The sequence below is a fragment of the Nibrella saemangeumensis genome, assembly GCF_039541915.1.
GTDB classification, from domain to species: domain Bacteria; phylum Bacteroidota; class Bacteroidia; order Cytophagales; family Spirosomataceae; genus Nibrella; species Nibrella saemangeumensis.
On the sequence record NZ_BAABHD010000022.1, the window covers coordinates 127642 to 149055 of the forward strand.

General features: G+C 55.3%; 16 protein-coding genes. 6 read left to right on the forward strand and 10 right to left on the reverse strand.

The features are described 5' to 3' along the window. Positions 1 to 7 precede the first annotated feature (7 nt). Genes ABD949_RS08510 through ABD949_RS08520 form a run of 3 tightly spaced genes read right to left on the reverse strand, consistent with a single transcriptional unit; the run spans position 8 to position 5883 of the window. A complete protein-coding gene (locus tag ABD949_RS08510) occupies positions 8 to 946 on the reverse strand; it encodes a dihydrodipicolinate synthase family protein (RefSeq protein ID WP_345242514.1) in 939 nt (312 codons plus the stop codon). Positions 947 to 1006: 60 nt separating this feature from the next. Next, positions 1007 to 2524, reverse strand: coding sequence for a RagB/SusD family nutrient uptake outer membrane protein (locus ABD949_RS08515; protein WP_345242516.1), 1518 nt, complete (start codon positions 2522 to 2524; stop codon positions 1007 to 1009). 29 nt (positions 2525 to 2553) lie between these two features. Continuing rightward, complete coding sequence (locus tag ABD949_RS08520) at positions 2554 to 5883, reverse strand: SusC/RagA family TonB-linked outer membrane protein (RefSeq protein ID WP_345242518.1); 3330 nt, start codon at positions 5881 to 5883, stop codon at positions 2554 to 2556. A gap of 153 nt (positions 5884 to 6036) precedes the next feature. Here ABD949_RS08520 and ABD949_RS08525 point away from each other — a divergent pair, with 153 nt between their 5' ends. Both ABD949_RS08525 and ABD949_RS08530 read left to right on the forward strand, forming a co-directional pair. Next, on the forward strand, positions 6037 to 6741 hold the full coding sequence (locus ABD949_RS08525; protein ID WP_345242520.1) for a FadR/GntR family transcriptional regulator: 705 nt from the start codon (positions 6037 to 6039) through the stop codon (positions 6739 to 6741). 15 nt (positions 6742 to 6756) lie between these two features. Beyond that, a complete protein-coding gene (locus ABD949_RS08530; RefSeq protein WP_345242522.1) occupies positions 6757 to 7965 on the forward strand; it encodes a sialidase family protein in 1209 nt (402 codons plus the stop codon). An 80-nt stretch (positions 7966 to 8045) separates the two neighbouring features. Here ABD949_RS08530 and ABD949_RS08535 read toward each other — a convergent pair whose 3' ends face one another. After that, positions 8046 to 8273, reverse strand: coding sequence for a hypothetical protein (locus ABD949_RS08535; protein ID WP_345242524.1), 228 nt, complete (start codon positions 8271 to 8273; stop codon positions 8046 to 8048). Positions 8274 to 8487: 214 nt separating this feature from the next. On the opposite strand from ABD949_RS08535, the gene ABD949_RS08540 reads away from it, so the two are divergent. Next, the gene (locus ABD949_RS08540) at positions 8488 to 8712 is read left to right on the forward strand and encodes a hypothetical protein (protein WP_345242525.1); all 225 of its coding nucleotides are present in this window, start codon (positions 8488 to 8490) and stop codon (positions 8710 to 8712) included. 78 nt (positions 8713 to 8790) lie between these two features. On the opposite strand, the gene ABD949_RS08545 is transcribed toward ABD949_RS08540, so the two are convergent. From ABD949_RS08545 to ABD949_RS08565, 5 genes are all read right to left on the reverse strand, one after another. Then, positions 8791 to 9228: a response regulator gene (locus ABD949_RS08545; protein WP_345242526.1), complete on the reverse strand. Its 438-nt coding sequence runs from the start codon at positions 9226 to 9228 to the stop codon at positions 8791 to 8793. A 213-nt stretch (positions 9229 to 9441) separates the two neighbouring features. Further along, the gene (locus tag ABD949_RS08550; RefSeq protein ID WP_345242528.1) at positions 9442 to 9876 is read right to left on the reverse strand and encodes a VOC family protein; all 435 of its coding nucleotides are present in this window, start codon (positions 9874 to 9876) and stop codon (positions 9442 to 9444) included. 38 nt (positions 9877 to 9914) lie between these two features. Continuing rightward, complete coding sequence (locus tag ABD949_RS08555) at positions 9915 to 11906, reverse strand: M1 family aminopeptidase (protein ID WP_345242529.1); 1992 nt, start codon at positions 11904 to 11906, stop codon at positions 9915 to 9917. Positions 11907 to 11957: 51 nt separating this feature from the next. Then, positions 11958 to 12644: a DUF4230 domain-containing protein gene (locus ABD949_RS08560; protein WP_345242531.1), complete on the reverse strand. Its 687-nt coding sequence runs from the start codon at positions 12642 to 12644 to the stop codon at positions 11958 to 11960. An 81-nt stretch (positions 12645 to 12725) separates the two neighbouring features. After that, positions 12726 to 15095 carry an ABC transporter permease gene (locus ABD949_RS08565; RefSeq protein ID WP_345242533.1) on the reverse strand — a complete coding sequence of 790 codons (2370 nt, stop codon included), beginning with the start codon at positions 15093 to 15095 and terminating at the stop codon, positions 12726 to 12728. Between the two features lie 243 nt (positions 15096 to 15338). Between ABD949_RS08565 and ABD949_RS08570 the strand changes: the two genes are divergently transcribed. From ABD949_RS08570 to ABD949_RS08580, 3 genes are all read left to right on the forward strand, one after another. Then, positions 15339 to 16991 (forward strand): alpha-amylase family protein, encoded by a 1653-nt coding sequence (locus ABD949_RS08570; RefSeq protein ID WP_345242535.1) that lies wholly within the window; start codon positions 15339 to 15341, stop codon positions 16989 to 16991. 189 nt (positions 16992 to 17180) lie between these two features. Next, entirely contained in the window at positions 17181 to 20627 is a 3447-nt protein-coding gene (locus tag ABD949_RS08575) for a pyruvate carboxylase (protein ID WP_345242537.1), read from the forward strand. A gap of 116 nt (positions 20628 to 20743) precedes the next feature. Beyond that, the gene (locus tag ABD949_RS08580; protein ID WP_345242539.1) at positions 20744 to 21142 is read left to right on the forward strand and encodes a DUF4870 domain-containing protein; all 399 of its coding nucleotides are present in this window, start codon (positions 20744 to 20746) and stop codon (positions 21140 to 21142) included. A gap of 38 nt (positions 21143 to 21180) precedes the next feature. Here ABD949_RS08580 and ABD949_RS08585 read toward each other — a convergent pair whose 3' ends face one another. Then, a complete protein-coding gene (locus tag ABD949_RS08585) occupies positions 21181 to 21390 on the reverse strand; it encodes a heavy-metal-associated domain-containing protein (RefSeq protein WP_345242541.1) in 210 nt (69 codons plus the stop codon). Positions 21391 to 21414: the final 24 nt, after the last annotated feature.

Here is a 21414-nt window from a genome sequence, read left to right on the forward strand (position 1 = left end):
TGGTTGGTTACGCAGGCGTACCGATCGGTAGCTGCGACGCATAGTCGTAAAAGCTGATCCGCTGCAGATCCTGCTGGAACAAGGCGTACTGCTCACCACTCATGTTCTGAACCGGCAGCCGGAACGCCCCGCAGTCAAGCCCAACGGCCCGCATATAGGCCTTGCCGGTAGCAATGCCGCCGTATTTGCCTAGCAGAATCACGATCTCGATGGATTTATCCTGCATCCGCCGGGCTTCGTCGAGATCACCGGCGTCGAAAGCCTGCATCAGCTTCTGGTAGAGCGGAGCTGCGTAGTTGAACGTGCTGCCCACCGCACCCCGCGCACCCATGGCCATAGCCGCCAGGAACACTTCGTCCCAGCCCCAGAGAATATCGTACTGCTGCTGGTTGAACTGCACGCACTGCCGGTATTCCATCAGGTCGTTGTGGGTGAATTTGATGCCCCGGAAGCTGGGCAGCCGGCCGTCCATATGCTTCAGGAAATCGAGCATCGACAGGTGTACGCCGGTCAGGGCGGGTATATGGTAAAAGTACAACCCTACCTCGGGGGCCGCTTCGCCGATCTGCACGCAGAAATCGGCCAGCACCTTTGCCGAAGCGGGTTTGAAATAGAACGGGGCCAGCACGGCTACGGCATCGAAGCCGCCCGTAGCGGCTTCCTGGGTCAACTGGATGCATTCGGCCAGAGAGGTGCCGCCCACCATCACTATTTTTTGCAGGTCCGGCTGGTCGACCTGACCCCAGGCCCGCAGGAGGTCTATCTTTTCGTGAAATGTCAGGGACACGCCTTCGCCTGTCGACCCGGCTATGAAAGCGCCTTTTACACCATTATGGACCAGAAACTGCGCGTAGGTGTCGATGGCGGCTACGTTAAGCTGCCCGTCCGGCGTCATCGGCGTAAACGGAGCCGCAATCAGGCCTTCTGTTTTTGGGATTGGATTCATCGTAGATGAGGTTGTGGCCGGCCCGGTGTTGCTGCCGGGCCGGCGGCTATGTCAGGTTGATTAATACCCAGCTGTTTGTTTGAGTTTGGGATCGGTGTTCAACATACCGACCGAAATCGGCAAAAGCAATTTAAATGGCTGACTGGCCGGCAAATACGTTGTGCTGACGTTGCGGAATACATACGCATCACCGGCCCGGCGCAGCGCCCACCAGCGACGGCCTTCGCCGATAAACTCCCGCAGGTATTCCTCCAGAATGGCTTCCATATTGGCCTGCTGGCTCCCGCTGGTATAGGGGGGGTAGGTGGTACCGTAGGCCCGCTGGCGAATGGCGTTGATTTCTTCGGATGGATCGCTACCTAGTTTGGTCTTGGCTTCGGCCAGCAGCAAGAGCACATCGGCGTAGCGGTACACGGGAAAATCGGTATCGTACAATTGCACACCGGCATCCACGCGGCCGATGAATTTCGTCAGCAGCACACCGGCTACCGGATTACCTGCCGTGGTACGGTGCATCGTCCGGAAGCTCACCCGTGCCCGCCGGTCGGTGGGGTCGTTGAGCCGCGTAAGCATGGCCGGCGACAGACCAATCCGGCTGGCACCGGCTACCAGTGGATAGGTCGTGCTAACGGGCACACCCGGCCCCGGAATGGGTTCGAACACCAGCGTACCGGCCTGGGTGGTGTTGACCAGGAAGTTGCCGTAGGTCGACTGCGTGGCTTCGTTTTTCTCGAAGCTCAGGGCAAAAATGATTTCCCGGTTGTTGGTTTCCTTCGTTGCGTCGAAGATGTCGGCAAAATTGGCCTGCAGACCCAGCGCCGGTATCGCTTTGACTTCGTCCAGGGCGGTTTTGGCCGTGGTGAAATCGGCAGCACCCCCGCCCATGTGCGTGCCCGACCAGAGGAATACATCCCCTTTCAGCGTCAGCGTAGCGGCCCGGCTCCAGTGTACTCGTTTCGGGGTAAAGGTGTTTGTTCCGCCGAAGAGGGACAGCGATTGCTCGATGTCGCTTTTGATCAGCTTCATTACCTCGTCGGCGCTGCTGCGTTCGCGGTACAGGTCGGTCAGGTTGCCCACGGCAGCCACCGGTTCGGTGGTGATCGGTACATCACCCCAGGTGCGCAGCAGGGTGTAGTAGATATAGGCCCGCAGGCCGTGCATTTCGGCCAGCGCTGATTTGCGCCGGGCGTCGTCCAGGGGTGCTTTGGGGAACAGCTGGATAACGGTATTGATCCGATCGATGAGGGTGTAAAAGCCACCCCAGTTGGCGGCCGGCACGTTGGTGGCGCTGATGTTATGCGACCAGTACTGCTTCAGGCCGGTATCTTCCGACTCGGTAAACAGGCCGTCGGCCCAGAGGTCGGAGCGCATTTCGCCCAAGTTGAAAAGGGTGCCGTGGTAATTGCGCAACGAGGCATAAACCCCTGTGTACAGCGTTAGCGCGGCATTCGGGTCCGACAGCGCGAGTTGCTGGTTGAGGGACGTTTGGGGCGTTACGTCCGCCAGTTGATCCTGGCAGGAATACAAGCCTGAGCTCAGGGTCAGGCCGCCGGCAAGGAGGAATTTATAGAGTTTCATACAGTTCGTTCTGTTTAGCCGGATTCGAGTTACAGATTGATGGTAGCACCCAGGGTGGCGACGCGCGGCAGCGGGAACCGGCCGACATCATTACCGCCCACTTCGGGGAAGGTACCGTTGTACCGGGTGAAGTACACCAGGTTGGAGCCCGACAGGAACAGGCGCACGTTGCGAATATAGCCCCGCGTACCGCGCTCCAGAAGCCGGGCCGGCATATCGTAGCTGAGGGTGAGCTCGCGCATGGCCAGGTAATCGCCCTTCTGCCAGAAGTTGGCCGGAGCCGTGGTGTTGCCTCCGGCATCCAGGAAGTAGTTCCGGGCGTAGTTGGCCCAGTAGTAGCGCGGCAGCGTACCCGTCGGGTTGTCGGGCGACCAGGTGCGCGTTACATCAACCGGTCCGTTTTGCGAGCCCTGCACCTGCGACATACCCCGGAGGTACATCTGGTTGGCGATTACGAAGCCCAGCGAGTAATCAAATTGACCGAACAGGGTAAATCCTTTCCAGGAGAGGGTCGACGAGAAGCCGCCCTGCACGGTCGGGGTGGTGCGGCCGACATACACGAAATCGCGGAAGTCAAGGCTATCGTTGCGGTCTACGTCGCGCCAGCGGGCGTCGCCCAGCAGCTTGATGCGTTTGTTGGTGTAGGGCAGGTAGGTATTCCACAGCTTGCTGTTGGCGTCGATCTCGGTCTGTGAGGTGTAGATACCGTCGTAGACCGGTGCCCAGATCTCGTCCAGACCAATGCGCTTGCCTTCCTGAAGGCCGGCTACCCAGACCAGCTTGTTCTGCGCCGGGTCGAACACCTGAATAGCGTTCTGGCGGTTGCGTTCCAGCCCATTGTTGGGCAGCTTTTTGGCGAAGTTTTTAACGTGGAACAGGTTGGCGCCCACGCTCCAGGATAAGCCGTTGGCCGCCGATGGTCGCAGGATATTGGCCCGCAGTTCCAGCTCAATACCCCGGTTCTGTAATTGGCCCAGGTTGGTCGTGTAGGTGCTGTAGCCCGTCCAGGCCGGAATGGTGAGGGAGCTGATCTTGTCGTATACATTCCGGATGAAATAGTCGGCCAGTACGGTGACCCGGTTGTTCCAAAGGCCGAGGTCAAGGCCGAAATTAAGCGTACTGGCCCGTTCCCATTTCAGGTTGGTATTGGTAAGGCCCCCGGCGGCAAAGCCCGGTGCGCCATTGTAGATACCCACGCTGCCGTATTGCGGAATGGTGGCGTAGTCGCCGAGCGGGTTAATGCTGCCGTTTTCGCCCCAGCTAATGCGCGGCTTCAGCGTGGAGACGGTCCGGCTCACGCCCGATTTGGCGAAGAAGTCTTCAAAGTGCAGGTTCCAGCCTGCCGAGACACCGGGGAAAAAGCCGTAGCGGTTGACCGTCAGCCGGGAGGTGCCGTCGTATCGGGCGTTGACCGTCAGCAGAAAGCGATTATCATACGTATAATTGACCCGTCCGATGGCGGAGGCCAGCCGGTTCCAGCCGGAAAACGACGAACTCGGAATACCCACCGCGGCCGTTGAGGCCGACAGCCACGGAATGAAATCAGTGGCGGCCAGGTTAGCCGTGGCCCCGTAATCGTACTGCCGGAACTCGAAGAACTCGCTACCACCCAGGGCGGAGAAGGTATGTTTGTCGATGGTTTTGTCGTACTGTAAAAAGCCGTTGTACTGGTACTGCGATACCCGCTGGTTGGCGAATGACGCGTTGCGGGTGCTGATCAAGGCCCCTCCGGTGCCGTTGATATAGGCTTTTGTAAAGTTTTCGGCGGTGGTATACCGGTAAAAACCGGAGCCCGACGCCAGCGCTTTCAGGCCGGGCAAGATGCGGTATTCGAGGTTAAGACCCCCGCTGTAGCGCTGTTCGAGCGTCTGGTTGATGAATTTATCCCGGAAATAAGCCGGATTACCCAGGGTGCTGCCGTCGACGCCGGGAAGCTGGGCACCGGTCAGGTCGTGCGTCAGCCGGACGGTCGGGGCAATGCCGGTAAACCGCTGAATGACACCCCCGCCTACACCACCCCCGCCGTCGGCGGTCAGGTACGAGGGCGTGGTTTTGGTATTGTAGCCGGCCAGGTTGACATTCACCGTCAGGTTCTTGCCCACGTTCAAGCCGCCGTTGAAGTTCAGGTTCATGCGCCTGAAGGCCGATCCGATCAGAATACCCTGATCGCTGAGGTTACCCAGGCCCAAAGCGAAATTGCCCTGGTCATTACCCCCGGTAAAGTTCAGGTAATGCTCCGATAGGTTGCTTTGCTGGAGAATCAGGTCTTCGAGCTGCCGCTGCGACATGGAGCGGTACAGCAGGCTGTCCATCTGCGACGGGTTGAACGGATTGGGGTCGACCAGCAGGCTGTATTGAGAATCATTCAGGAGACTGCGATTGCTGTTCGTCAGCAGTTGGGTGGAATACCGGCCGTCGGGGGCGGTCCAGCCGCTGTTGGTACCAAAGCCCCAGGCCCCCGAGAGCTGGTTGCGGGCGTTGTTCATTTCGGCCGTGTTGTTGTCGGCACGGGCCGCTTCGTAGCGGGCCGCGAGACCGCGCCGGTTCCAGCGGATATACTCTTCCGCATTCATGTAGGGAAGCGGATTGCGACGGACGTAGTTGTTGGCCTGCTTTATATTATACGTTACCTGCGTACGACCCTTCTTGCCCCGTTTGGTGGTCACCAGAATAACCCCGTTAGACGCCCGTGCGCCGTAAATGGCGGTCGAGGCTGCATCTTTCAGCAGGTCAATGCTTTCTACATCTTCCATGCTGATCCCAAACAGCGAGGGCACAATCACCCCATCGATCACCACCAGGGGTGCCCCGGCTCCGTTGAAGTCCGTACCACCCCGGAACGAAATGGCCGGAGTCGCACCGGGCTGGCCGGTCGTTTGCTGAATCCGCAGGCCCGGTACAGCACCCTGCAGGGCCGTGGCTACGTTGGTGCGGGGTACCGATTTGAATACGGCCGGGTCCACCGTGGCTACGGAACCGGTCAGGGTACGCCGGCTCTGCTGTCCGTAGCCGACGACCACCACTTCGTCCAGGCTTTTGGCGCTTTCGTCGAGCCGGATGGTCAGCGTAGTCTGATCCGTTACGGAAATCTCCTGCGATGTCATGCCGATCAGGGAAAAAATAAGCCGTTCGCCCCGTTGAGCCGGGAGGGCAAAGGTCCCTTCAGCCGTGGTGACGGTTCCCCGGGAGGTACCTTTAACGATGACGTTGACGCCCGGTAGCGGGGTGTTTGTGCCGGCATCCAGCACGGTGCCGGTCAGCGTTACCGATTGGGCTTGCACCGGCTGAATCAGCAACCAGCTCACGATAAGTATGACATATCGCCAGCCGTTTAGGGGGTTAGTGGCAAAGTGTTGCATGAGATCAGGTAAGTTTTGATTATGTATGACCTGACAAAGGTATTATGTATTACTTATAAATCAAATATTGGCTATAAAATTTAATTTTACCAGTAATTATTTGCTATTATAAGGAATGAGCGTAAATTTGTGTGATATTAAATAATACATAATATGGATTTTACGGACCTGAACGGGGAGCTTCAACTACAGGAACAGGCAACATTGGTTGACAAAACGGAGACCGATATGCTCCATTTCTTCCATCAGCAACAGTATAAGGCCGGTGACGTCATTCCCAAAGAAGTGGAACTGGCTACGCAGTTAGGGGTAAGCCGCACCGTCATTCGCGAGGCCCTGCTGCGGCTGCGGATGCGGGGGATGGTGGAGACGCGCAAGAAACGGGGAACCGTGATTACCAACCCGGATCTGCTGTCGCTGATGGAGAAGTCGCTGTACCCCGGCATCCTCGACGATGCTACCCTGCGCGACATCTTCGAGCTGCGGATGGTACTGGAAATCGGTATGGGCGATCTGTTGTTTGAGCGCATCACCCAGCGGGACATCGACGAACTGTACGCCATTGTGGCCAATGAGCCGGTTAATACAGAAGCCATGCTGTTTGATACTCAGCAGGAAATCCGTTTTCATGGTAAACTATACGAGATTACTGGCAATCAGACCCTCAAGCGGTTTCAGCGGATGCTGTTGCCCGTTTTTGAGTATGTCCACAAAAGCGGCATCCTGAAAAAGCAAATCCAGCCGAAGAAGTTTGTGTCGCACCGGGGGCTGGTCGACACCCTGCAACATGGTACCCCCGAATCGTTCCGCAGTGCCATGCGGAATCATTTTGAGAATCACTTTCAACGCATTTTTTAACCCATAGCCCCGGCTATGAATTACTACACGTTTATGTTCTCTTCTCTTTTACTCGCGTTACTGCTGGCCGGTTGCCAGACCAACGCACAACCTGTACCCGCTCGTACGCCCGGAGCCGCCCCGGCTCTGGAAGAAACGGCTGTATTTCGCAATGGCGAAGGCGGCTACAACTGCTACCGCATTCCGGCCATTGTAAGAGCGCCCGATGGTGCGCTGCTGGCCTTTGCTGAAGGCCGCCGGAAAGACTGCGATGATTTCGGAGATATCGACATTGTGTTGCGGATCAGCCGCGACGGTGGCAAAACCTGGGGCGACCCGATTCTGGCGGTCGATTACGGGGCCAATCAGGCCGGCAATCCGGCTCCGGTCTTCGACCTGACCGATCCGCGCTACCCTAATGGCCGGCTGTTTCTGGTGTATAATACCGGCATTACCTCGGAGTCGAACGTGCGCCAGGGGAAAGCGATTCGGGAGGTCTGGTACAAAACCAGCACCGACGGCGGGAAAAGCTGGTCGGAAGCCGTTGATATCACTACCCAGGTGAACCGGCCCAACAAGCCGGACGCAAACCCGGCTTATACCTTTACGGAAGACTGGCGCTCGTACGCCAACACCCCCGGTCATGCGCTGCAGCTCCGGCGTGGTCGTTATGCCGGCCGGCTGTTCGTGGCCGCCAACCATTCGGCTGGGCCACCGCAGCCGCAGTTTCGTGACTACCGGGCCCACGGCTTCTACAGCGACGACCACGGAAAAACCTGGAAGCTCTCCCCCTCGGTCGATTACCCCGGTGGCAATGAAAGTACGGCCGCCGAAACGTCGGACGGGAAGGTGCTGATGAACATTCGTAACCAGTCGGGCGATGTCAAGAACCGGTTGCAGGCTGTTTCGCCGGATGCCGGTGTGAGCTGGAATGCCGTACAGGTGATGACTGCTTTGCCCGATCCGGTTAATCAGGGCAGTATCCTTACTTACCAGACGGCCGACGGCCGGCACGTATTGTTATTTTCGAATGCTGCCCACCAGACTAAACGTGAGAACTTAACGGTACGGATAAGTACGGATGATGGGCGGAATTGGTCGGCAGGCCGGACAGTGTACGGCGGTTCGGCAGCGTATTCAGATCTGGTGGTGCAGCAGGACGGTCAGATCGGCGTTCTGTACGAACGGGACGATTACACGGTGATTACCTACGCGCACTTCCCCTTTGAATGGCTAATTCAATAGCAAAAGTCTCTACGTGGAAAGCGCGTTAAAACAAAGCCTGTGAGGGGAAAAGAGAATAAAAGGAGGGGGCTTATATAGCGTCATTTATCGGTTTGAGGCCGTTTCCGCTGCCGGTGAAACCAGGAAGAACGCATCATACGGCCACCGTATTTATCGATTAGCCAGTAGCCGACCAGGAACAGCAGGCAGGCGATTACGCCAACGCCGTAGTCTCTGTCTTTTAAGCTGGCAAAGGCCACGGCGATAAAGAGCAGAACCAGCACCGCTAAACAAAGATTATAGACCAGCCTTAACCCTTTTCGTTTCATAGCTCTCACCTAAACAGGTTATCGTGTTTCTTTATATAACCATACTCAGATATAATTGTTCGTTTCCCTGTTTTCCTTCCGGTTTAGCAATAGAAGGGCCAGGTTAACGAGTGTCGGCGGTTCATAATCAGCTCTTTTTTTCAACCTCCTCCCGCTAAAATCGGTTATACCTTCTGAATGTGTGATTTGGATGTGGAACAAACAGCGTACTGTTATGTCAACAAAAGAAGAAGTGCTGCGGGCGATTACCGTCATGGATACGCCGGAGCAGATGCGGAAAACGGCTGATATGATCATGAGCTATAAAGCGACAGCTTCTCCGGAAGATGCGCACGAAATTGATGGCGCACTGGAGGCAAAAATCGATGAGTTCTTCCGGTCGGCCGAGGAAACGCTTACCCGGATCCGGGAACAGTTAGCCGTTATGGAGGAAGTGTAGACTGATTTGCATACAAAAAAGCGGGGCCGGTAATACCGGCCCCGCTTTTTTGTATAGTGAAGGTGAGAAAAAGCATTTTTAACTAAGGCTCCTGTTCGGGAGCCGGGCAATCTGCATCCAGTACCGCTGCAACAACGAAAGCATACCTGATAACTGATCGAAATTACTGGGCTTGGTCATGTAGGCGTTGCAGCCAATGCTATAGCATTTTTTTACATCACACGGATTGTCAGACGTCGTCAGCATAACCGTCGGAATAACTTTCAGCGAATCATGCCCCTTGATGCCTGCCAGCGTGGCAAAGCCATCCATAACCGGCATGTTCAGGTCCAGCAGAATAAGCTGCGGTAAGGTGCTTGCCGGCTCTTCATGCAGGGCCTCCAGCAGCTCCTGCCCGTTCTCAAAAAAACGGACAAGGCACTTCGGAAAACTCTTCTGCAACGACAACTTCAGTAAGTACCTGTCATCTTCATCATCATCCGCAATGAAGATGAGCGTCTTAGGCAGGTTGTTCACAGGCTTTATTGGCAATAGGACGTTAATCGGGGTAAAGATACCACTTACCGCTGTTAACTACTTCATATATGGATTAAAAGGTCCTTATAAAAACATTAATAAAAGTATCTGTGCAGTAACAATGGACACGTTGTGTAGCCACCGCACGCATATAGAAGAGGGGCATACGCAACGGTTACAGCCGGTGCGGCTCCTCAAACGCCTGTGGAGAACTTACTTTTTTACCTCGTTCAACTCCAGCAAGTAGCCGTCGGGGTCGGGAAAATAGATCTGCGTCACGCCGTCGAAGCGGACCTGCTTGTGGAAGGTAATATTGTTCTTCTTCAGAAACTGCTCCGATTGGCTGATGTCGTTCACAAACAAGGCAAAATGACTGCCGTTGCGGTCGTGAACGATGGCTTCGGTACGGCCCGCCAGCAGATGCACCTGCTGTCCATTGCCGATGTCGAACCAGGCCCGGATGGCTTTCAGGTCGTCGGGAACGGCAATGGGTTTCAGCCCGATAATGTCCCGGTAAAAGCGGGCACTGGCCTGAATGTCTTTGACGTGCAGCGCCAGGTGGTTGTGCCCGGCAATACCCAGCTTGTCCTGCCCCGACGCACTACCCACCCACAAAAGAAAAGCCAGGCAAAAAATAGCTCGCATCATGATAGTTGTTTCTGCAAAAAGGGAATTTACCGGCTAACCTACTGAACCAATACGGCCGCCGACTGGGGGCCATCAGCCGATTGAATGGTAAGCACATACCGGCCTGGGGAGAAGCCACGCACCGGAACCGTTCGGGTGTGCCGGCCGGGTGACAGCTGACTATCCGTCTGCGTGCTGATCACCTGACCCAGCGGACTGACCAGTGATAGTATGCAGGTACCCGGCGTCAGCGTGGAGAACGCTACCGTCAGCGTTTCGGCGGTTGGGTTGGGGAACACGGTCAGAACGGTTGGCTCAGGTTGGGGCAGCCCGGTGATAATGGCGTTGTACTCGACAGGGATGCTCTTCAGAATCCAGTTGTTCGGGTCCAGCACCACACCGGTTGGCTGGCCTTTGGCGGGTACGGTGAATACCTGGCTGGCCTGGTCATTGAAAACGGTTACCGTGGTATCGCCGGCGGCCGACTGCACCCGGAGCTGGACCGGCATGGTAAACGAAGTCGGATTGGTGTTCACGGCCTGTTCCAGCCTTACCTGTACCGTATGACGGTTTTCTGAGACTCCCTTGTATTCATAAGTGACTTTGTAGCTGGGGTGGCTTTCGCCGTAAATCCATTCTTTAAAGAAGTAATCCAGTTTCTGCCCATATACCTGCTCGGCAATAGCCTGAAAATCGTCCGTAACGGCAGTGCTGTACGCTACCCGGGGGCTGGCACTGTAGGTCCGTAAAATGCGTACAAACGTGCTGTCGCCCACTACCCCGCGCAACATATGCAACACCACAGCGCCTTTGGAATAGGTCCGGTTGCTGTTGAAGATGCTGTTAACCGTGCTGATGTCCTTCACATACAGCGTACCAAGGGCCCGGCGGGCGTTGGTCATGAAATTCGCAATGTAATTGTTATAAGCGACCCGGCCACCAATAGCTTCCTGATAAAGGGCTTCTGCGTAGGAAGCAAAGCCTTCATTGAGCCAGATATTATGCCAGTCGCGGCAGGTGATTTTATCACCGAACCACTGGTGCGCGAGTTCGTGGGCGATGAGGTTCGTATTGAAGGCACCCATAGAGCTGATGGTTTGGTGCTCCATACCTCCACCCCAGCCGAACTGTGCGTGGCCGTACTTGTGCTGCAAAAACGGGTAAGGGCCGAAGAGTTGCGAAAAGACCCGCAGCATACCAGAAGTTTGGTCGAGGTTAGCCTGGTTGGCTGCCATGGATTCCGGGTACAGGTAATGAGTCACCGGCATAATTTGGCCCGGCGCGTATTGAAACGGAGTGTCGTAGCGGGTGTAATTCGACATGGCCACCGAGATCAGGTACTGCGCAATGGGGTAGCGATTGTGCCAGCGATAGGTACGGGTACCATCCGGATTGGGAATCAGGCTGATCAGGGTACCATTGGAGACCGACACAAACTGGGCCGGAGCGGTAATGGATACCGATGAAGAGTCGGCTTTGTCGGCGGGTGTGTCTTTGCAGGGAAACCAGTCGCTGGCACCGTAGGGTTCGCTCAGACTCCAGATTACCGGATCGTTGCTGGGGCCGTGGGTCGAAAAGGCGAAGCTGCCAAAGCCGCTGCTGCCGGGTACCCCCTGGTAGTAAACGGTGAGCGTCAGGGCCTGGCCATTGCGCAGCGCAGCGGGCGGGGTGATCGTTAACCGGTTGCTCTGGTGCAGAAAGGTAAGCCGCTGGCCTCCCGCCTTGACGGAGTCGACGCGGAGGCTGCCGTTGGCCGATTGGAGGTCCAGGTAAAAGCTGGTCAGGTTGTCAGACGTGCTTTTGAGGCTGATGGTGGCCGACCCGCGCAGGTAAGCGGGGGTGTGGGTGATAGTCAGATCAAGTCCGTAATAGGTAACGTCAATGGCTCCGTCGCCGGGGTATTGTACCCGCGCCCTGGGGTTAGCAAATAACCGGCCGACGTACTGCAGCCGGCCCTCCTGACAAAGATCAGCACCGGTAGGATTGGGCTCCTGGGCGAGTGCGGATAAAACGGAAAGAAAGATGATCAGGAGTGGATAAAGCTTTTTCATTAAAGGCAATGGTGAGGGATGTATACGTAGGATGTAAACGAAAGGGCAATCTCAGCTATTATTCTGTTTGTCGGGATTTTCGTGGCCGGAACCGAGCTCAGGAAGGTATTTCGGGTCGGCTTTCAGGTCGTCGTAGCGAGTGAGTGCTTCGAGTTTTTTCTGCTCCTTTTCGGGTAACTCCAGCTGCCAGCCCATCGAGTCGGAAAGCTGATAGATCATGTACTGAATCTGGTTGTTGGCAATGCGGGGCAGGTCGCTCTGGAGGGCCCGTTCGTGCATGGCCTGTTTGGCTTCGTCCAGAATTTTGGTGTAGTCTTCGCTGGAGAAGTGATTGAGCAGGCCGGGGAAGATGTCGTAGAATTTATAATCGGTATCGATGGATAACACCTCCGGCTCCGGAAAATACTCGATGATCAGTTTCTTTTCGCCGGGTTGAGGTTGCCGAAACCGTACTTTGCTGAAGTCGAAACCGACCAGCACCTTGGCTTTCGCGATGATGATGGCTTTCTTGGGGTCGTCGAGCAGGTAAAAGATTTTCTTCTGGTCCTGGTAGTTAAATATCTCCGAAAAGTATCCTTCGGCCATCACGACCTTAAACACTTTTTCGATCCGTTCCAGAAGCAGGGTAACGTCGCTCCGGACCTGGGTTACGCCGGCCCGGCGTTTGAGCAGGAACGCTATGGTGGCGCCACCTGCTCCGCCAGTCAGCAATAACAAAAATATGGTTGTAAAATCCATTCTTCAGGGTCTATTCGTGCCTGAAAGTTAACGGGCTTTACATGAACTTTGTTACCTATTTATAAATTTCATCGATTGTCATTACTCCGCCTGCAGGGATTTCACCGGATTAGCCGTGGCGATTTTGTATACCTGACTGCCGATGGTGACCAGCGCCAGCAGCAGCATGACCAGCAGGGTGGCGATAAAGGCCCCGGCGGTAACGGGCGTATGGTACGCATACACGCTGTCGAGCAGGCTCTGCATGGCGACAAACGCCAGCGGTAGCGCAATAACCCCCGCTACGGTGATCAGGATGATAAACTCCCGGTTCAGCAGGTTGGCAATACTGAATGACGAGGCCCCCAGCACTTTCCGGATACCGATCTCTTTCGTCTTTTTGGCAATGGTAAGCGACACCAGCGCAAACAGCCCCATGGCCGAAATCATCAGCGTCAGCATGGCCACGTACGTGAACACATCCTTGATCCGGCGCGACTCGTCGTAGCTGCCCGAATACACGTCTTCCTGCTGCGTCATGGAGAACGGTACGTCGGGCATTACCTTCTGCCATTCTGCCTTCATATAGTCCGATAACCCGCTGACATCAGCCTTATTGACCTTCATGGTCAGCACCCGATTCTCCTGCGGAGCGTTCAGTTTCAGGATACAGGGGGCAATCTTCAGGAAGAAAAAGCGGTAGTTGAAATCCTGCGTTACGCCCACGATCTGGTAGGGCTTATCCTGCAGGCGGACCTGTTTGCCCACGGCCGATGTCCAGCCCATGGCTTTTACCAGGGCGTTGTTGACAATAATGGCGTTGTCCTGATCCACGGGCGATTCGGGCAGGAAGTTGCGGCCCTCCACCAGTCGGAGTCCCAGCGTGGCAATGTAGTCGCTGCTGACGCGCATGGTTTCGGCGGTGGTTTTAGTGGATTCGTATTCCAGGGTAGCTACGTTGTCGCCCGTAGCGCCGAGCTGATCCTGCGATCCGGCCACCTTTGTAACTTCGGACCGGCGCAGGGCCGCCTGCCGGAGGTGGTTATAACTTTGCTCGCTGTTGGCGCGTAAGACCATCAGTTGCGATTGATCGTAGCCCACATCCATCCGGCGTAAAAACTGCGCGTTCTGGGTGGTCAGGATGGCGGCCGATACCGTAAACATTGACAGCCCGAACTGCACCACCAGCAGCGTTCTGACAAACCCGTTCGTACCACTGATCCGCTGTTTTCCCTTCAGCACGCTGATTGGGTTGAAGCCGCTGATGTACAGCGACGGATACAGGCCCGACAGCAGACTGATACCAGCCATCAGCGCGGCCAGAAAGGCGATCAGCTGCCAGTTTTCCAGCATATCGAACCGGAGTTGGTAAAAGTCGATGATCCGGCTGAAGGTAGGCAGGAATACGGTAGTTGTCAGGAGCAGGGCCAGTAACAGCGCGATAAAACCGGTGATCAGATTTTCGCCGATAAACTGCCGGATGAGCTGCTGCCGGGTGCTGCCCAGCACTTTGCGCACCCCAATCTCCTTGAACCGGGTGGTGGAGGTAGCAATGGTGTAGTTCATGAAGTTGAAACAGGCCATAAACAGCACCAGTCCGGCCAGAATGCCCAGCACCACTATACCCGTTGGCGATGTTCCGCCCGCAAACGAATGCCGCGTTTTATGCGCGTTGACTGAAATGTCTTGCAGATTGTCCAGGTAAAAGGAAGTGATGGGTACCTGCTGGTTTATGGTATTGTGCAGCTTTACGTAGCTGGCCAGTGCTTTGGTGACCTTGCCGGCCGAAGCGGGCGTATCTAACTGAATAAATGTGGCTTGCACCTGCCGGGTCCAGTCGTTCCCCTGCCAGCCCAGATCTTTACCCACCTGGTAGTTGACCAGCAGATCAAAGCTGAAACTGGCCGTATTCGGAAACGGCGCGGCTACGGCCGTGACCGTAAATGTACGACGAAGATCCCCGTTGAAAAGCACGGTCAACTGCTTGCCGACAGCCTCTTCATCGCCGAAATACTTCCGGGCCATCGCTTCGGACAGCACAATGCCGGAGGGCTCGCTGATGGGGTCTGAACTGCCGGTCTGGATCGGAAACGTAAACATCCGGAAGAAATCCGGATCGGCCAGGTGAACGTGCTCGCGGAAGGTATGGCTGCCGTACCGAACCACCGCGCCGGTGCCGTGGTACCGCACAAATCGCTTTACCTCGGCCAGGTCCCGCTGCAGGGCCGGACCAATTGGCTCAGGCGAAGGCTCCCATAATTCCGGCTGGCCATTGGTGGTACGGACATGATTGACAATAAATAGGGAAGGCGCATTGGTGTGAAAGGTATCCTGATTATACTGGTGGTGGATCAGCAGATATACCACAATGCAACAGGCAATACCCATGGCAATGCCCAGAATATTGAAGCCGGCGAAGAGTTTCTGCTTATACAGGTTGCGCAGCGCGACGGTTAAGAAGTTCTTTATCATGGCAAACGGAATGGTGGACAGACTCGACAGACGAGCTCTCTGCCGGGTAACCCACCAAATTTTTTGCCAACTTTCAGAAACGCTTCATACGATACCGGAAAGCCTTCTCAGGCTGTTTACAAGCAAGGTTTCTGTCCACTTGCGGACACCTGACGTGCATTTCCGGACAATCGAAAACAGGATCCGTTACCAACAAGGTGAGCGACGCGGCAGTTAAACCCCTGAACCTATGCGACTCCCCCCATGATAGAAGACCTCTGGTACAAGAACGCCGTCATCTACAGCCTCGATCTCGAAACTTTTATGGACGTCAACGGCGATGGCGTCGGTGACTTCGAAGGCCTCTGCCGCCGGCTCGATTACCTCCACGCCCTCGGCGTCGATACCGTCTGGCTGGCTCCGTTTCAGCCCACACCCAACAAAGACAACGGGTATGACATTCAGGATTACTACGGCGTAGACCCCCGGCATGGTTCCAGCGGTGACTTCGTGGAGTTTATGCACCAGGCCAATAAGCGAGGTATCAAAGTAATCATCGATCTGGTGGTGAACCATACGTCCGACCTGCACCCCTGGTTTCAGGACGCCCGTACGGGCAAAGACGCCCGGCACCATGACTGGTACGTCTGGTCTGACAAAAAACCCGCCGACTGGAACAAGGGCATGGTGTTTCCTGGCGTGCAGGATGCTACCTGGACGTACGACAAGAAGGCGAAAGCGTATTACTTCCATCGTTTTTTTGAGTACCAGCCCGATCTGAATACCGACAACCCGGAGGTACGATCAGAGATTCGGAAAATCATGGGCTTCTGGCTGGAGTTAGGCGTAGCCGGGTTCCGCGTTGATGCCGTGCCGTTTATTCTGGAACAGCCCGTGCCTGGTAAAGCGGAACCGGCCATGAAATTTGAGTACCTGCGGGAAATGCGCCGTTTTCTGCAATGGCGCCAGGGTGATGCCGTGCTGCTGGGCGAAGCCAACGTGCTGCCGGAAGAAACGCAGCCGTATTTTGGGAATGAAGGTGACGGCATCCACCTGATGTTCAACTTCTACGTCAACCAGCACCTGTTCTATGCACTCGCTACCGCCGATACCGAACCGCTGGTGATGGCCCTGGAAGCCACCCGGGACATTTTCCCCTCCTCCCAGTGGGCACAGTTTCTGCGTAACCACGACGAACTGGACCTGGGCCGCCTGACCGACGAGCAGCGGCAGAAAGTTTTTGCCCGGTTCGGCCCCGAAAAAAATATGCAACTCTATGACCGGGGTATCCGCCGGCGGCTGGCCCCCATGCTGGGTAGCCGGCAGCACTCCGAACTCGCCTATAGTCTGATGTTTTCGCTGCCCGGCACCCCTGTTATCCGCTACGGCGACGAAATTGGTATGGGCGATAACCTGGAACTGAAGGAGCGCGATGCCGTTCGGACGCCCATGCACTGGTCGGGTGACCCGCAGGCCGGCTTCTCGCAACATGACAAACTGGTCCATCCGGTTATTGCCGAAGGACCCTACGCTTACCACCATGTCAATGTGGATGCCCAGCGACGCGACCCCAACTCGATGCTCAACTGGATGACGGCCCTGATCCGCCTGCGCAAAGAGTGCCCGGAAATCGGCTGGGGCGACTGGCATATCCTGAAGACTGATTTTCCGCAGGTGCTGGTGATGCATTATAACTGGCGGGGCGACGCCCTGGTTATCCTGCATAATTTCGACGAGAAAGCGCATGAGGTGGTCCTGGACCTGAAAAAGCAGAAAATCACTAAACTGATCGATCTGATGGCCAACTATCAGAGCGAGGCCGACGGGAAGGGCATTCACCGAATTATCCTGGATGCGTATGGCTACCGCTGGTTCCGGGTAGGGAATGCCGGTCATACGCTGCACCGAACCGCTTAGCTATCGCTTTCGGTACGCTGTTTTTTTGGATGATGTGTCCTGAACAATGTATATTTTCCAAAGAAGATTTGGAGGTTTCCTGCTTTTACGCAATACTGGGAGACTACAGGAAGGTTTTTTAGAAACTTTCGATAAAATTGCACCTCGATTTGCTACCTGCGCAAATCATAGCAGCGATTATTGTAAATCATGAAAGAATACATCCATCCGATTAACCGCCTGCTGGTTGCCAACCGGGGTGAAATTGCCATCCGCATCATGCGGGCTGCCACCGAACTGGGCATTACCACCGTCTCCGTCTACACCTACGAAGACCGCTACTCGCTGCACCGCTACAAAGCCGATGAGGCTTATCAGATCGGTCGTGACGATGAGCCGCTAAAACCGTACCTCGATGTAGAAGGTATTATTTCGCTGGCCAAGCACAAGAAAGTTGATGCAATTCACCCTGGGTATGGGTTCATGTCGGAGAATGTGGTTCTCGCCCGGCGGTGTCGGGAGGAAGGGATCATTTTTGTGGGGCCGTCGCCGGAAGCGATGGAAGCCCTCGGCGATAAGGTCCGGGCCAAAAACCTGGCAACCAAAGCGGAGGTGCCCATGATTCCGGACAGCCGCGCCGATCTGACCGACTTTAGTTTTGCCCAGACCGAAGCCGAGCGGATTGGTTTCCCGATTATGGTGAAAGCGGCTGCCGGCGGGGGCGGACGCGGGATGCGGGTGGTGCGCAAACCGGAGGACTTTGAAAAGGCCTTCAACGAAGCCCGCAACGAAGCCAAAAATGCCTTTGGCGACGATACTATTTTCCTGGAGAAATTCATTGAAGAACCCAAGCACATCGAAATTCAGTTGCTGGGCGATACCCACGGTAACCTGATTCACCTCTACGAGCGTGACTGCTCCGTGCAGCGCCGGTTTCAGAAGGTAGTCGAGGTAGCCCCGTCGTTTGGTTTAAAGCAGGAAACCAAAGAAAAACTATACGAATACGCGCTGAAGATCGGGACGACCGTTCGTTACTCCAACGCGGGTACGGTCGAATTCCTGGTCGATAAGCAGGAAAATATCTACTTTATTGAGGTAAATCCCCGGATTCAGGTGGAGCATACCATCACCGAAGAGGTAACGGGGATCGATATTGTCCGGTCGCAGTTGCTGATCGCAATGGGGTACAAACTGTCTGACAACGGTATTTATATTCACAGCCAGAGCGATGTACCCCTGAATGGGTATGCCATTCAGTGCCGGATTACCACCGAAGACCCGTCCAACGGCTTTAAACCGGACTTCGGCACCATCATCGCTTACCGCAATGCGGCCGGTTTTGGTATTCGTCTGGACGAAGGGAGTTCATATCCAGGGGTAAAGATTTCGCCTTACTTCGACTCCATGATCGTAAAAGTTTCCGCGCGGGGCCGGACGCTGAAAGGCGCTACCCAGCGACTGCTGCGGGCGCTGGTGGAGTTCCGGATCCGGGGGGTAAAAACGAATATTCCGTTCCTGATCAACGTCATCAGCCATCCGATCTTCCAGCGGGGCGAAGCGCGGGTATCATTCATTGAAAGTCATCCCGAACTCTTCAACCTCCGCAAGCCGAAAGACCGCTCGACGCGTGCCTTGAACTACCTGGCTGAGGTAATCGTCAACGGCAATCCGGAAGTCAAGAAGAAAGACGCCCGGGTGTTCCGTACGCCAGTGGTTCCTATTTATGATATTTACGGCCCCCACCCAACTGGTAACCGCGACCGGCTTACTGAAATGGGCCGCGAGAAATTTGTGGAGTGGGTGAAGAACCAGCAATGCGTTTTGTACACCGATACCACCTTCCGCGATGGTCACCAGTCGCTGCTGGCAACGCGGGTCCGGACGCAGGACATGATGAAGGTAGCCGAGGGTTTTGCCAAAAACCATCCGGAGCTGTTCTCCATGGAAGTCTGGGGGGGCGCTACCTTCGATGTCGCTATGCGCTTCCTGTACGAAAGCCCGTGGGCGCGGTTGCAGGCCCTGCGCGAAGCCATGCCGAACATGCTGCTGCAAATGCTTTTCCGGGGTTCCAATGCCGTCGGTTACTCCGCGTACCCCGATAACCTGATCGAAAAGTTTGTGGAGAAATCGTGGGAGACGGGTATCGATGTTTTCCGCATATTCGATTCGCTGAACTGGATTGAGGCCATGAAGGTAAGCATCCGGGCGGTGCGGGAGCGGACCAACGCCTTAGCTGAAGCCGCCATATGCTATACTGGTGATATGCTCAGCCCGCATCAGCACAAATATACCCTGCAATACTACCTCGACCTGGCCCGGCAACTGGAAGACGAGGGTGCTCACCTGCTCGCCATTAAAGACATGGCCGGCCTGCTGAAGCCACCAGCGGCCGAGGTACTGGTGCGGGAGTTAAAGAAAGCCGTCAATATTCCGGTACACCTGCATACACACGACACGCCGGGTATTCAGGCATCGTCGTACATGAAAGCCATTGACGCCGGAGTCGATATCGTCGACTGCGCCCTGGGAGCCATGTCGGGCCTTACGTCGCAGCCGAACTTTAACTCGGTGGTGGCCATGATGCAGGGCCATGAGCGTGAATGCCCCATGAACCTGACATCGCTGAACGCCTACTCCAACTACTGGGAAGACGTTCGCGAGTGGTACTACCCGTTTGAGTCAGGTATGAAAGCCGGTAGTGCCGAGGTGTACGAAAATGAAATTCCGGGCGGTCAATACTCAAACCTGCGCCCGCAGGCCATTGCGCTGGGATTGGGCGATAAGTTTGAGACGCTGAAAAAGAATTACGTGGTGGTTAACCAGATGTTCGGTGACATCATCAAAGTAACGCCTTCATCCAAGGTGGTCGGCGACATGGCGTTGTTCATGACCTCCAACAACCTGACGGCTGATGATGTGCTGACAAAGGGTGAGTCGCTGTCGTTCCCTGAGTCGGTGAAGGGCTTTTTCAAGGGTGAACTGGGGCAACCCTACGGTGGTTTCCCGGAGCGCCTGCAGGAGGTCGTCCTGAAAGGCGAAAAGCCGATTGCCGGCCGCCCGAACGAGCACCTGAAGCCCATTGATTTTGACGAAGACTTCAAGACGTTCCAGGAGAAATTCCCGCATAATGACGGCTTCCTCGATTACCTGTCATATCAGATGTACCCGAAGGTGTACGAGGAATATTACAAGGCCGTGGAGCAGTACGGCGACGTGAGCATTATCCCTACACCGGCGTTTTTCTACGGTTTGAAAGAGAACGAAGAGATTCTGATTGGCATCGACGAGGGGAAGAACATCCTGGTACGCCTGCTGTTTATGTCCGAGGCCGACGATCAGGGCATGCGCACCATTACGTTTGAACTAAACGGCCAGAGCCGCCAGGTTCGGGTGCGTGACAAATCACAGAAGGTAGAGCGGCCGCAGCATCAGAAAATAGGTAAAGACGGCGATGTAGGGGCTCCGCTGCAGGGACGCCTGACCCGAATCCTGGTCAATGCCGGCGATATGGTGAAGAAAAATCAACCATTGTTTGTCATTGAGGCCATGAAGATGGAGAGTATCGTGGCTGCGCCCAAAGAGGGAGCTGTAAAACAAATCGTGCTGAAAGAAGGAACGGTCGTAGAGCAGGACGACTGGGTTGTAGAACTCGGGTAATTTTGTTAGGCCAGTCACGATGTTGAGGAATTCCGGCTGGTGCCGGTTCAGGCTTAGGAGCTATTGGATAAGTCGTTGAAATAACCGAACTTGAAGGGGCATATAGCCCCTTCTTTATGGAAAATCAGCCTTACAACCCTAACCCTACACCTAATCGGCCACCCTATACCGCGATGAGCCAGGCGGACGAACGAACCTGGGGTATGCTGGCCCACCTAAGTGCATTAGCCGGCTTTATTATTCCCTTTGGCAATATTATCGGGCCGCTCGTGATTTGGCAGATCTACAAAGACAAATCGGAATACGTAACCTTCCACAGCAAAGAGTCGCTGAATTTTCAGATTACGATGTCGATTGCTTACGTGGTTTCTTTGATTCTGATCGTATTACTGGTAGGAATAGCCCTACTGATGATACTAGGCGTTGTGAGTGTAGTGTTGTTTGTTATTGCGGCCCTCAAGGCAAACAATGGCGAATACTACCGGTACCCGTTTACCTTCCGGTTTGTGAACTAATTGTACAGCGTGTACAGCGGAATACAATTCCGCTGTACTTATACGGCTTCCGCTTTATAGCCCGCTTCGGTTATCGCTTTTACTACCTCCTGCTCCGAGGCACTATCTGCTTCGACAGTCAGAATGCGGTTCGGATTCTGCAGGTCTACATCCCAGCGCTCTACGCCTTCCAGTTTATTCAGGTGCGGGGTCACCGTGGCTACACAGGCTCCGCATTTGATGTTCGTTTTGAATTTTAACGTTTCCATTTCTGCGTTTGACGTTTTTGGTTA